Genomic DNA, 12,484 nt, shown 5'->3' on the forward strand with positions numbered 1-12,484 from the left:
TTGACAACAATAGATAGCATTAATAATTGGTTTATTCAAAACTTTGGTGCAATTACGATAGAACAAGTTAAGAGTTGGTTCGTTTACGATCCAGACGAAAAACTTTTATTCAATACTGGTTTATTCTTAGGTTTATTTCTGGTTTTCTATTTTGTGTATGGTTTTTTACGCAAAACATTTTATTTGAGATTAACGTATGTTATTCTCTTCTCACTTTTCTTTTACTATAAATCAAGTGGAATTTACTTTCTGCTGTTATTGCTTTCATCTGTTGTAGATTATGGTTTGAGCCAGATTATTTATAGAGAAAGCAGAGATGGCGTAAAGAAGTTATATTTGGTTATAAGTGTTATTTTGAACTTAGCACTTTTAGGCTATTTTAAATACATGAACTTCTTGATTGTGACTTACAATGATATGTTTCATGGTAACTTCGCACTTCATAATGTTTTCCTTCCGGTTGGAATTTCGTTCTATACTTTCCAATCGATGAGTTATATTATTGAGATTTACAGGGAAGAAATTAAACCGACAAAAAATTATATCGAATATTTATTCTTCGTTTCTTTTTTCCCACAGTTAGTTGCTGGACCAATTGTGCGCGCAAAAGATTTCTTGCCTCAGATTTATCAAAAATTAAACTTGACGAAGCAAGATGTAAATAATGCTTTGTTTTTAATTATCGGAGGTTTAATTAAGAAGACAGTAATCTCAAATTATATATCAGTAAACTTCGTAGACCGTGTTTTTGATACGCCGATGAGTTATACTTCGTTTGAAAACTTAATGGCTTCGTACGGATATGCAATTCAGATTTACTGTGATTTTTCTGGATATTCAGATATGGCAATTGGTATTGCATTATTGCTTGGGTTTAAATTGCCAGTTAACTTTAGAACACCATACAAATCGACTTCTATTACCGATTTTTGGAGAAGATGGCATATTTCGCTTTCAACTTGGTTAAAAGACTTTTTATATATTTCAATTGGAGGAAACAGAGAAGGTTCTTTCGCAGGATATTTATTTCCGAGTTTATTCTTCTTCGGATTATTACTTTGGGGAATGTCTTGTTACAACGAAAGTGTAATTCCGCTAATAATTGCAGGAATAAGTATTTTGATTTTTGCTTTGTCATTTCTGCTTTCAAGTAAAATAAAACAGACATTGGTAACCAATTTCAATCTGTTTACTACAATGCTTTTAGGTGGTTTGTGGCACGGAGCAGGAGCACAGTTTATTGTTTGGGGAGCGCTTCACGGATTAGCTTTGGCTGTTCATAAAATATTTATGGAATTCTTTCCTTCTAAAAAAGATAAAAGCCCAAATTTCTTATGGAGATTTTTCTCAATCGTAATCACATTTCACTTTGTGGTTTTCTGTTGGATTTTCTTCCGAGCAAGAGATTTCGAAACTGCTTTGCAAGTAATTAATAATATTGGCCAATTAACATTCGAACCAGAACTTTGGAAAACAATTGTATTAGGTTACAAAAATGTTTTCGGATTAATGTTATTCGGTTACGTTTGGCATTTCTTACCAGAATCATTCACAAACGGAATGAAATCTGTTTTCGACAAAACACCTTTACTTATTAAAGCAATAATCTTAGGATTTGTTTATTGGATTGTTTACGCAACAGCGGTAGCAGGTTCACAGCCATTTATATACTTCCAGTTTTAATTCTGGAGGTTCAAAGGTTCATAGCAACAAAGGCACAAAGATTTTATTCTTTGTGCCTTTTTTCTTTTGCCACAGATTAGATGGGTTAAAATGATTTTTTTCTCTCGCAGATTCTGCAGATTTAGGAGATTTTTATTCTCAATCAAAAAATAATCTGTTCGATCTGCGAGAGAAAAATATTTGTTTCAGTAATTCGAGAAATTAGCGTAATTCGTGGCAAAAAACTTTGCGCCTTTGTGCCTTCGTGGCAAAAAATTGCGTACAAATAAAAATTGCCTGAAATATCTAATTAGATTATCTTTGCACTTCAAATAAAGAAAATGATATGTTTGATAATTTAAGTGATAAGTTAGATAAAGCGTTCCATATATTAAAAGGACACGGTAAAATTACAGAAGTAAACGTTGCAGATACTTTAAAAGAAGTTCGTCGTGCGTTACTTGATGCCGATGTTAACTTTAAAATTGCTAAAGATTTTACAGCAAGAGTAAAAGATAAAGCAATTGGTCAGGATGTATTAACAACATTACAGCCAGGACAATTGTTGGTTAAGTTAGTAAAAGACGAACTTACCGAATTAATGGGTGGAGATGTTGCAGGCGTTAACCTTTCAGGAAATCCAACAGTGATTTTGATGTCAGGTTTGCAAGGTTCTGGTAAAACTACTTTCTCTGGAAAATTAGCAAACTACTTAAAAACAAAGAAAAATAAAAAACCACTTCTTGTAGCGTGTGATATCTATCGTCCAGCGGCGATTAATCAGCTTCATGTTGTGGGAGACCAAATAGGTGTTGAGGTTTACTCAGAACCAGAAAATAAAAATCCTGTAGAGATTGCTCAAAACGCAATTAAACATGCCAAATCAAACGGATTCAATGTTGTTATCGTCGATACAGCAGGACGTTTGGCAGTAGATCAGGAAATGATGGACGAAATTGCTCGCGTACACAAAGCAATTCAGCCACAAGAAACATTGTTCGTTGTAGACTCTATGACAGGACAAGATGCTGTAAATACAGCAAAAGCTTTCAACGATATCTTAAACTTTGATGGAGTTATCTTAACGAAATTAGATGGTGATACTCGTGGTGGAGCAGCGCTTTCAATCAAATCGATTGTAAATAAACCAATCAAATTTGTTGGTACTGGAGAAAAAATGGAAGCAATTGATGTTTTCTATCCAGAACGTATGGCTGAGCGTATATTAGGAATGGGAGACGTTGTGTCTCTTGTTGAAAGAGCTCAGGAACAATTTGATGAAGAAGAAGCAAGAAAACTTCAAAAGAAAATCGCTAAAAACGAATTCGGTTTTGACGACTTCTTAACGCAGATTCAGCAAGTAAAGAAAATGGGTAACATGAAAGATTTAGTCGGAATGATACCAGGTGCTTCAAAAGCGATGAAAGATGTTGAAATCGAAGACGACGCTTTCAAACATATCGAAGCGATCATTTATTCGATGACTCCAGGAGAAAGAAGCAAACCAGCCATTATCGATGTAAAAAGAAAAGCTAGAATTGCAAAAGGTTCGGGAACAAAAATCGAGCAAGTAAATCAGCTGATGAAGCAGTTTGACCAAATGAGCAAGATGATGAAGATGATGCAAGGTCCAGGCGGAAAGAATCTGATGAAAATGATGGGTGGTATGAAAGGAATGCCAGGTGGTATGCCAGGCGGAATGCCAAAATAATAAAAAGAGTTTCAAGTTTAAGGTTTCAATTTTAGAAACCAAAACTTGAAACTTTTTCACTTAATATATTAAGAGTTTCGTTTTAACATGAAACCTGAAGCTTGAAACAAAAATTAAAACCTGAAACAACACACAATGCAGCTACTAGACGGTAAAAAAACATCTAATGACATTAAAAACGAAATTGCAGTCGAAGTTCAATCTATAAAAGCAGCTGGAGGAAAAGTGCCTCATTTAGCGACTGTTTTAGTTGGAAATAACGGAGCAAGTTTAACTTACGTAGGAAGTAAAGTAAAATCATGTCAAGAAATTGGTTTCGATTCAACTTTAGTTGCTTTACCAGAAACAATTACAGAAGACGAGCTTTTAGCAAAAATTAAAGAATTGAACGAAGATGACAATCTAGATGGATACATCGTTCAGTTGCCTTTGCCAAAACACATCGACGAGCAAAAAATTCTATTAGCAATCGATCCTGACAAAGATGTAGATGGATTTCACCCAACTAACTTTGGTAGAATGGCTCTTGAAATGGAAAGTTTTATTCCAGCAACGCCATTCGGAATTATGGAATTGTTAGAACGTTACAAAGTAGAAACCGCAGGAAAACATACAGTTGTAATAGGAAGAAGCCATATCGTAGGACGTCCGATGAGTATTTTAATGAGCCGAAAAGGAAATCCTGGAGACTCAACCGTTACACTTACTCACAGCCGAACTAAAGATTTAGCAGAATTCACTAAAAATGCTGATATTATTATTACAGCTTTAGGAGTTCCAGAATTCTTAAAAGCAGATATGGTAAAAGAAGGAGTAACAGTTATCGACGTTGGAATTACACGCGTAGAAGATGCATCAAATGCAAAAGGATATGTTATTAAAGGTGACGTTGATTTTGATGGTGTAAGCAAAAAAGCATCATTTATTACGCCAGTTCCAGGTGGAGTAGGACCAATGACAATTGCAATGTTGCTTAAAAATACACTTCTGGCAAGAAAAATGAGAAGCGCAAAAAATAAATAATATTGTGTCAAAATAAAAAGAAAAAGCCTGTTCATTAAAAGAATGGGCTTTTTTGTTTTTATCATTTGGGCGTGACCATATTTTGCGAATGGCGCGCCAATCTTTACGCATATGCGCGCCATTCGCAAAATACGGTCGGGCTATCCGCGCTACTTCGGTAGCCAGCTTCTATCCCTCACGCGGTTTGTACAAATAGACCTGATAGGTTTTTAAAACCTGTCAGGTCTTGTTGAAATAAAAAATCACTTTTTTATTTGCCAATTAAAAATAAATAATAACTTTGTAACGCAAAGTACTTTAATTATGAATCAAAAGCACCAAGAAGATTTAGCACATATACGTTCCATGATGGAGCGCTCTTCAAGAGTTTTATCATTAAGCGGACTTTCAGGAGTTTTCGCGGGTCTTTCGGCTTTAATTGGCGGAATCTATGTTTACGAGCTTTTCAAAGCAAACGGAATGGATTATCTAAGCGATGAGCATAGATTATATTCTGCCAATTTGGTTTCAGAATTATTCTGGATTGGAATTACGATTTTGGTATTTGCATTTTTATTCGGAATCTTTTTTACCATAAGAAAAAGCCGAAAATATAATTTGCCAATCTGGACTTCAGTAACAAAAAAATTATTGTTTAATTTGGCTGTTCCGCTTGTAACCGGTGGTGTATTTTGTCTAGCTTTAATGTATCATGGACACTTTGGTTTAGTAGCGCCAGCAACATTAATTTTTTATGGACTAGCACTTATAAATGCAGAAAAATATACATTTTCAGATATAAAATATCTAGGTTTTTCGGAACTGATTTTAGGATGTATTGCACTTTTTAATATAGGATATGGATTGATTTTCTGGGTTTTAGGATTCGGAATCTTACATATCGTGTATGGATTAGTGATGTTCAAAAAATACAAATAATCCAATGGGAATTATTGATAAACTAAATAAAGATTTTGAAAGCCGTGTCAGACTGGGTATTATGTCCGTTCTGATGGTTAACGACTGGGTAGATTTTACCGAGATGAAAGCGCTTTTAAATATCACTGATGGTAATTTAGCAAGTCATTCCTCTGCGCTTGAAAAAGCGGGTTATATCGAAGTGAAGAAAGAATTCGTGGGCAAAAAGCCAAAAACCTCTTATCAGGTGACCGATTTGGGGCGTGCAGCTTTTAAAGAACACTTATCGTACCTTGAAAAATTAATGAAATCCTAATACCCCTATTTTTTTATCTATAAACTTTGAAATACAAAGTACTTTTAAATTTAAAACAATGAAAAAACATCAATTTATTTTAGCTTGCACAGCGGTTTTTTTACTGCTTTTTTACAACGAATCTGTTGGAATCAATATTTCTATTTTCGGTGTAGTTCTTACGCTCTTGATTAGTTATTTCTATCAGGAAAAGATGGTCGACAGATCACATTTGGTTCTTGTAATGACCTCTATTTTATCTTGTTTTGCTTTTGCGTGGTACGGAGATGCAAGCATCATTCTTTGCTTTAGCCTTATCAATTGTATTTTTGCAATTCAAAACTCAAAATGAGGAACTCAAGATGATTCAGGTTTTTCCACTAATATTCTTAAACGGATTTGCTTCTGTAGGTAGAATATTTATGTTTCACCAATGGCTTCCAGAGCGAAAAATCCATAATGATTTTGCTAAAAAACTAGTGGCGTTTGTTTTGATTCCAATTGTTTTTCTCGGATTGTTTTTTATTGTGTATTCTTTTGGAAGTGATCATTTCTCTTCATTATTTACGGATTACGAATTAGATATCGATTTACCGCAATTAATCGGAATCAGTATTTTAGGATTTTACATTTCATTCAGTTTTTGGAATTATTGGGTTCCAGATGCCTGTTATGAATACAATCCGAAATTAAACAATGATTTTAGCAATATTTCTGAAGTGAAAAATCAAAGTACTTTTTCTTTTTTAGATTTGGACTTCGAAAGAAAAAGCGGTGTAATTACCCTGTTTCTGTTAAATATTATGCTTTTAGTTTTTATCGGAACGTATAATTATGAGCAGTTTTTTGAAGTAGTGACAGCACAGGCTTCTAAACTTAGTTCTGATACACATGAAAGAGTAAATTCTGTTATCTTTTCGATTCTCATGGCAGTTGGTGTAATTATGTTTTATTTCAAAGGTGGATTCAATTTTGATAAAAAAGCAACACTTCTTAAAACACTTGCTAAAATCTGGATTTTTCTAAATGGAATTTTGATTGTAAGTACCATCATCAAAAATTCAGAGTATGTTTCATTTTTTGGTTTAACCTATAAACGTTTGGGAGTTTACGCTTTTCTTATTTTGGCAATTATTGGTTTGGTATACACTTTTTTGAAAATTACAAAACAAAAAACCAATGTTTATTTAGTAAATCAGATGGTTTGGTGTTTTTACGGGACTGTACTTTTATGCAGTTATGTAAATTGGGGAAACATAATTACCAATTATAATATCTCAGTAAATAAGGGAGTTTCGCCTATTTTTTTAAGCGGTTTAAATTTTAATGATGAGGCTCGAAGAGAATACTTCCAAAAGAACAATTTAGACGGGAAATATGCAGAATCAGTCAGAGAAGAAATGATTTTAAATTATCAAGAGGCTAGTTTTTTATCTAAAGCATTATACTATGATTTTTTAGATAAAAAGAAATAATAAAAAAATCCCATTCAAACGAATGGGATTTTTTTATTTATTATCTCCTCTTTTTTTAAATCTAGGATCGTGTTTTGAAATAAATGCTTTTCTTCTGGTTGGAGTTGCAGCGTTTGAAGTTGAACTTTCAGTTTTAGGAAAGCTTGCTTCTTCCGTTTTGCTAGAAGGCTCAATTAACTGATTTAATTCTTTTATTTCAGCATCTGTCAAATCTCTATATCTTCCAACAGGAACATCCAAAGAGATGTTAATGATTCTAATACGTTTTAAGGCAGTAACTTCATAACCCAAGTATTCAGACATTCTTCTAATCTGACGGTTTAATCCTTGCGTTAAAATGATCTTGAAAGTGAATTTGCTAATTTGTTCGACTTTACATTTTTTGGTAACCGTATCAAGAATAGGAACACCATTTCCCATTCTCTGAATAAAACGATCTGTAATTGGTTTGTTTACCGTAACGGTATATTCTTTTTCGTGATTATTTCTAGCACGCAGAATCTTGTTGACGATATCACCATCATTAGTCATAAAAATTAATCCTTCACTGGCTTTATCCAATCGTCCAATTGGGAAAATACGTTTTGGATAATTAATATAATCAACAATATTATTTTTAACTTCAAGGTTAGTCGTGCATTCAATTCCGACAGGCTTATTGAAAGCTAAATAAACCAATTTTTCGTTTTTCTCTACGATTAATTTACCATTAATACGTATTTCGTCATCTGGCGAAACTTTAGTTCCCATTTCCGCCACCGCACCATTTATAGTTACGCGTCCTTCTTCAATTAATTTATCAGCTTCACGACGAGAACAATATCCCGTTTCACCAATAAATTTATTAAGACGTTTTAAATTTTCTTCCATACTGCAAAAGTAGACAAAAGTTTAGACATCTTTGAATTTTAGATTTCAGACTTTAGATTTCAGATCTTTGAAAAAAACTTAGAACCTTAGTAGCTTAGAATCTTAGCACCTTTTTTTAAGATTCATGAAAAACAGAACTGTCTTCTGGAGTTTCTTTTCTATCGAACATTCCGTAATCACGGACTACAGATGCAATTCTTAAATGATAATCTTTGAAAACTTCATTTCTGCCTTTTGCCTGAGCTGCACGATGCATCTCTAGATTTCTCCACTGCTGAATGCTTTCTTCATCTTTCCAAAAAGATAAAGACAGCACTTTTGAAGGATCAGTAAAACTTTGAAATCGCTCTATCGAAATAAATCCTTCAATATGGTCTAATTCTGGACGCAGACTCGCTGCGATATCCAGATATTCTTCTTTTTTTCCTTCGTTAGGGATTACTTCAAAAATTACGGCAATCATTTTGATTTGTGGATTTTAGATTAAAAAAGCTTAGAGTCTTAGCGACTTAGTGGCTTAGAAACTTCGGAAAACAGAAACTCAATCACTTTATCATACAATTCATCATCATGCATTCCGTGACCTAAGCCGCTGGTTTCAATAAACTGGCTGTTTTTCCAATTACTGGCTATTTTTTTTCCTTCTTCAAAAGCTACAATCTTATCTGTCGTATCATGAGCAATAAAACCAGGAATAGTAAATTGAGAGGCAAATTTTTGTCCCGAAAAATCTTCCAGTTTAAAATTGAAACGATTAACAAATTTGTTTTCTAATAGAGACAACATTCTTCTATTCAAACTCAGCATTGAGATATAATTATCGATCAAAGTTTTTAAATCAGAAGGAGCGCCAAGAACAACCATTTTGTTAATGCTCGTGTTCGGAAATAAATATTGATGATAAACACAAGCTGCGCCGCCAATAGAATGCCCAATTATAATTTCTGGCTGATATTTTTCTACAGCTTTATTGATGAATTCAGCGTAAAGTGGCACATTGAATTCTTTTCCGCTACTTTGTCCGTGTGCAGGCGCATCAATTGCAATAATGGTGCTTCCAGATTTTTGAAGATGTGGTAAGGTTTTTTTCCATCGTGCAGCATTGCTTTCCCAGCCATGCACTAAGAGAATTTTGGTTTCATTTCCTTTCCAGATGTAGGTTTGAAAATGATGTTCATTATGATGAAACATTTCTGTTTCTGTATGTCGTAAAACTTTTGGAAGTTCCTCTTTTTTTAATCGGCCAATTCGAGGCTGGCTAAAAAGAGCATAAGAAAGTTCCATAGCTTTTTGCGGACGAACATAACTCAAAAAGTTAATGTAAGATCCAACTGATTTTAATGTGATGAACCGAATTCCTTTTTTAATTCCCAAAACTTAAATTTTTTCTAAAGATAAAAAAAGGTCTGCCACGAATTACACAAATTGGAGCGAATTTTTTATTCTCAAAGGAGTAGATTAAAAAAATAATTTGTGAAAATTCGTGGAATTCGTGGCAAAATAAACGTAAAAAAAAAGTCCCGATTTAATCGGGACTTGATATTTAGAATTTTGTGAACAATTGTTCCATTTTTTCTTTTTCTTCTTCAGCTAATTGTGTATCAACTAAGATTCTTCCAGAGTGCTCATCAGTGATGATTTTCTTTCTTGAAGCAATTTCAACCTGAGTTTGAGGTGGAATTGTAAAGAAAGATCCAGCAGAAGCTCCTCTTTCGATAGAAACTACAGCTAATCCGTTACGAACACTGCTTCTGATTCTGTTGTAAGCGACCAATAATCTGTCTTCGATTTGTGCAGCAAATTCAGCAGATTTCTCAGTTAAGAAAGTTTCTTCTTTTTGAGTTTCAGCCATAATAGCATCTAATTCAGATTTTTTATGTTTTAAATGAGAGCTTTTAGCATCAAGTTTTTCTTTTAAATTAGAAATAACTTCTTTTTTGTGCTCGATAGAAGCTTTCATTTCTTTGATTTGCTTTTCAGCCAATTGAATTTCTAATTCTTGAAATTCAACCTCTTTTGTCAAAGAATTAAATTCTCTGTTGTTACGTACTGATTCTTGTTGTTTTGTGTACTTCTTGATCACTTCTTTATGCTCCTCAATAGCAATTTTCTTTGCTTTGATTTGCTCCTCAATCACTTCAAGTTCACCTTTCAGTTTTTCTGAACGAGTGCTTAAACCTGCAACTTCATCTTCTAAATCTTCAACCTCTAAAGGAAGTTCTCCTCTAACGTTTCTGATTTCGTCAATTCTAGAGTCAATAAGCTGTAAATCATATATTGCTCTTAACTTGTCCTCAACACTTAATTCTTTCGTATTCGTCATATTCTATAAGTACTTAACTGGATTTGTATTTTCTTCCGATAAAATGATTGCAAAATTAAGAATTTTTTTTCGAAGATAATCAACAATATAATTTTTTGTATAGCGTTCGCTCTCAAAATGACCAATATCTGCCAAAAGTAACTTGTTTTCGGCTTCATAAAACTGATGATACTTCAAATCGGCAGTCAAAAATGCATCTGCTCCAGAACTTATTGCATTTCTAATTGCAAAACTTCCTGAACCTCCTAGCACAGCGACTTTTTTGATTTTTTTTCCTAAAAAAGCAGAATGGCGAATTCCGTCGGCAATCATTTTTTCTTTTACAAACTGAAGAAAGTCTTTCTCATCCATTTCAACTTCAAATTCGCCAATCATTCCTAAACCAATATTCTGATGAGAATTTTCAAGATTGTAAATTTCATAAGCTACTTCTTCGTAAATGTGATTTGCAAAAAGAGCTTTTAAAATTCGGGATTGCAAGTGCTTTTCAAACGTAACTTCGATTTTTATTTCTTGCGTTTCGGTTAAGTTGTGGCGTTCTCCGATTACAGGATTGCTTTCAGAATTTCCTTTGTATGTTCCAACTCCTTCAGAGTTAAAACTGCAATTGTCGTAATTGCCAATTGTTCCTGCGCCCGCTTCAAATAATGCTTTGCGAACTTTATCTGCATTATCAGGAATTGTATAAGTAACTAATTTTTGGATGAAATTATTTTTAGGAACTAATATCTTAGTATTTGTCAGACCCAAAGCATCACAAAATATTTTATTAACTCCTGCCGAGTGATTGTCTAAAGCTGTGTGAACGGCATAAATAGCTATATCATTTTTAATTGCTTTTAAAATGGCGCGTTCCACATAATTTTTACCTGTGATTTTTTTAATTCCAGAAAACAATATCGGGTGAAAGCAAACGACTAGATTAGAGTTTTTAGAAATAGCTTCGTCAATTACATTTTCTAATGCATCGTGACAAACTAAAACTCCAGTACATTCGGTTTCAGAATCTCCGACTAAAAGTCCAACATTGTCAAAATCTTCGGCATAGGCCAAAGGAGCCATTTCTTCAAGAACCGATATAATATTTTTGATTTTCATTTTAAGATTTGTTTCAAGTTTTAGGTTTCAAGTTTCAAGTTCTTCGACTTGTGGCAAAACCTCAAACAAATTAACGAAAAAAATTATACTTTCGTAAAATGAACTTACCTCGAAAATTACTTTTCCCTTTCGCCATTTTATACGGATTCATTACTTCAATCCGCAATTTTCTTTTTGATAAAGGAATTTTAAAATCAACTTCATTTGATCTTCCTGTTATTGCAGTTGGAAATTTAAGCGTTGGCGGAACTGGGAAAACTCCTCAAATAGAATATTTGATTCGATTATTATCTGATAAATATAAAGTGGCAACTTTAAGTCGCGGTTATAAAAGAAAATCGGAAGGTTTTGTTTTGGCTGATGAAAATTCGAATGCTGAAATTTTGGGCGACGAACCTTTTCAGTTTTATCAAAAATTTCCAAATGTAATGGTTGCTGTTGACGCCAATCGTACAAATGGAATTCAGCAACTGCTTTCGCAAAAAGAAAAACCTGAAATTGTTTTGCTCGATGATGCCTATCAGCATCGAAAAGTAAAAGCAGGTTTTTACATTTTGCTTACTTCTTATGGAGATTTATTTGCAGATGATTTTATGTCGCTGACAGGAAATTTGAGAGAAAGTAGGAGTGGAGCAGAAAGAGCCAGTATCGTGGTCGTTACAAAATGTCCAAGTATTTTAACTGAAGAAGAACAAACTGCGATTAGATCAAGATTGAAGCTTAATTACAAGCAAAAGCTATTTTTTAGTTTTATTGATTATGATAATGTGATTTACGGTAAAAATGAAAAAATTTCCGTTAACGAAATTAAATCAGAATCAAAAATTCTTTTAGCCGGAATTGCGAAACCAAAACCATTTTTTGATTATTTAAAGAATGAAAACGATGAATGTTTGACTTTTCCAGATCATCATCATTTTTCTGATGCGGATCTAGATTCAATTCAAGTTAAAGCAAACGGCAGAAAAATAGTTACAACCGAGAAAGATTATGTGCGTTTAAAAGATTCAAAATTGGTTTCTCAATTGTATTATCTTCCAATAAAAAGTTCATTCATCAACCATCAGCAAGACTTCGATGCTACGATTTTAGAGTATGTAAAAGAAAACTTAGAATCTTAGTATCTCATA

At 33.4% G+C, this 12,484-nt stretch carries 13 protein-coding genes; 8 read left to right on the plus strand and 5 right to left on the minus strand.

The genetic code is table 11. The features are described from left to right. The 7 genes from P5P87_RS20845 to P5P87_RS20875 all read left to right on the plus strand — a co-directional run bounded on the left by P5P87_RS20845 (window position 1) and on the right by P5P87_RS20875 (window position 7,063). Complete coding sequence (locus P5P87_RS20845; protein ID WP_198858412.1) at window positions 1-1,683, plus strand: MBOAT family O-acyltransferase; 1,683 nt, start codon at window positions 1-3, stop codon at window positions 1,681-1,683. A gap of 325 nt (window positions 1,684-2,008) precedes the next feature. After that, window positions 2,009-3,373 (plus strand): signal recognition particle protein, encoded by a 1,365-nt coding sequence (ffh, locus tag P5P87_RS20850; protein ID WP_198858411.1) that lies wholly within the window; start codon window positions 2,009-2,011, stop codon window positions 3,371-3,373. A gap of 135 nt (window positions 3,374-3,508) precedes the next feature. Further along, window positions 3,509-4,396: a bifunctional 5,10-methylenetetrahydrofolate dehydrogenase/5,10-methenyltetrahydrofolate cyclohydrolase gene (locus P5P87_RS20855; RefSeq protein ID WP_278020486.1), complete on the plus strand. Its 888-nt coding sequence runs from the start codon at window positions 3,509-3,511 to the stop codon at window positions 4,394-4,396. 303 nt (window positions 4,397-4,699) lie between these two features. After that, window positions 4,700-5,314 (plus strand): hypothetical protein, encoded by a 615-nt coding sequence (locus P5P87_RS20860; protein WP_198858409.1) that lies wholly within the window; start codon window positions 4,700-4,702, stop codon window positions 5,312-5,314. 4 nt (window positions 5,315-5,318) lie between these two features. Then, entirely contained in the window at window positions 5,319-5,609 is a 291-nt protein-coding gene (locus P5P87_RS20865; RefSeq protein ID WP_198858408.1) for a winged helix-turn-helix domain-containing protein, read from the plus strand. 58 nt (window positions 5,610-5,667) lie between these two features. Then, window positions 5,668-5,940 (plus strand): hypothetical protein, encoded by a 273-nt coding sequence (locus tag P5P87_RS20870; protein WP_278020487.1) that lies wholly within the window; start codon window positions 5,668-5,670, stop codon window positions 5,938-5,940. Next, the gene (locus P5P87_RS20875) at window positions 5,876-7,063 is read left to right on the plus strand and encodes a DUF4153 domain-containing protein (protein ID WP_340696586.1); all 1,188 of its coding nucleotides are present in this window, start codon (window positions 5,876-5,878) and stop codon (window positions 7,061-7,063) included. The genes P5P87_RS20870 and P5P87_RS20875 overlap by 65 nt, the downstream gene beginning before the upstream one ends. A 33-nt stretch (window positions 7,064-7,096) precedes the next feature. Here the strand turns inward: P5P87_RS20875 and rluF are convergent, their stop codons facing one another. The 5 genes from rluF to P5P87_RS20900 all read right to left on the minus strand — a co-directional run bounded on the left by rluF (window position 7,097) and on the right by P5P87_RS20900 (window position 11,354). After that, window positions 7,097-7,933, minus strand: coding sequence for a 23S rRNA pseudouridine(2604) synthase RluF (gene rluF / locus P5P87_RS20880; RefSeq protein WP_278020489.1), 837 nt, complete (start codon window positions 7,931-7,933; stop codon window positions 7,097-7,099). A 115-nt stretch (window positions 7,934-8,048) separates the two neighbouring features. Beyond that, window positions 8,049-8,396 carry an antibiotic biosynthesis monooxygenase family protein gene (locus tag P5P87_RS20885; protein ID WP_278020490.1) on the minus strand — a complete coding sequence of 116 codons (348 nt, stop codon included), beginning with the start codon at window positions 8,394-8,396 and terminating at the stop codon, window positions 8,049-8,051. 38 nt (window positions 8,397-8,434) lie between these two features. Further along, window positions 8,435-9,307 carry an alpha/beta fold hydrolase gene (locus P5P87_RS20890; protein WP_278020491.1) on the minus strand — a complete coding sequence of 291 codons (873 nt, stop codon included), beginning with the start codon at window positions 9,305-9,307 and terminating at the stop codon, window positions 8,435-8,437. Between the two features lie 169 nt (window positions 9,308-9,476). Beyond that, window positions 9,477-10,256 (minus strand): zinc ribbon domain-containing protein, encoded by a 780-nt coding sequence (locus P5P87_RS20895; protein WP_278020492.1) that lies wholly within the window; start codon window positions 10,254-10,256, stop codon window positions 9,477-9,479. Window positions 10,257-10,259: 3 nt separating this feature from the next. After that, window positions 10,260-11,354: a Nif3-like dinuclear metal center hexameric protein gene (locus P5P87_RS20900; protein WP_198858402.1), complete on the minus strand. Its 1,095-nt coding sequence runs from the start codon at window positions 11,352-11,354 to the stop codon at window positions 10,260-10,262. Window positions 11,355-11,452: 98 nt separating this feature from the next. On the opposite strand from P5P87_RS20900, the gene lpxK reads away from it, so the two are divergent. Further along, a complete protein-coding gene (gene lpxK, locus P5P87_RS20905) occupies window positions 11,453-12,475 on the plus strand; it encodes a tetraacyldisaccharide 4'-kinase (protein ID WP_278020493.1) in 1,023 nt (340 codons plus the stop codon). The last annotated feature ends 9 nt before the right edge of the window (window positions 12,476-12,484 follow it).

This window comes from Flavobacterium ginsengisoli, from assembly GCF_029625315.1.
GTDB lineage: Bacteria > Bacteroidota > Bacteroidia > Flavobacteriales > Flavobacteriaceae > Flavobacterium > Flavobacterium ginsengisoli.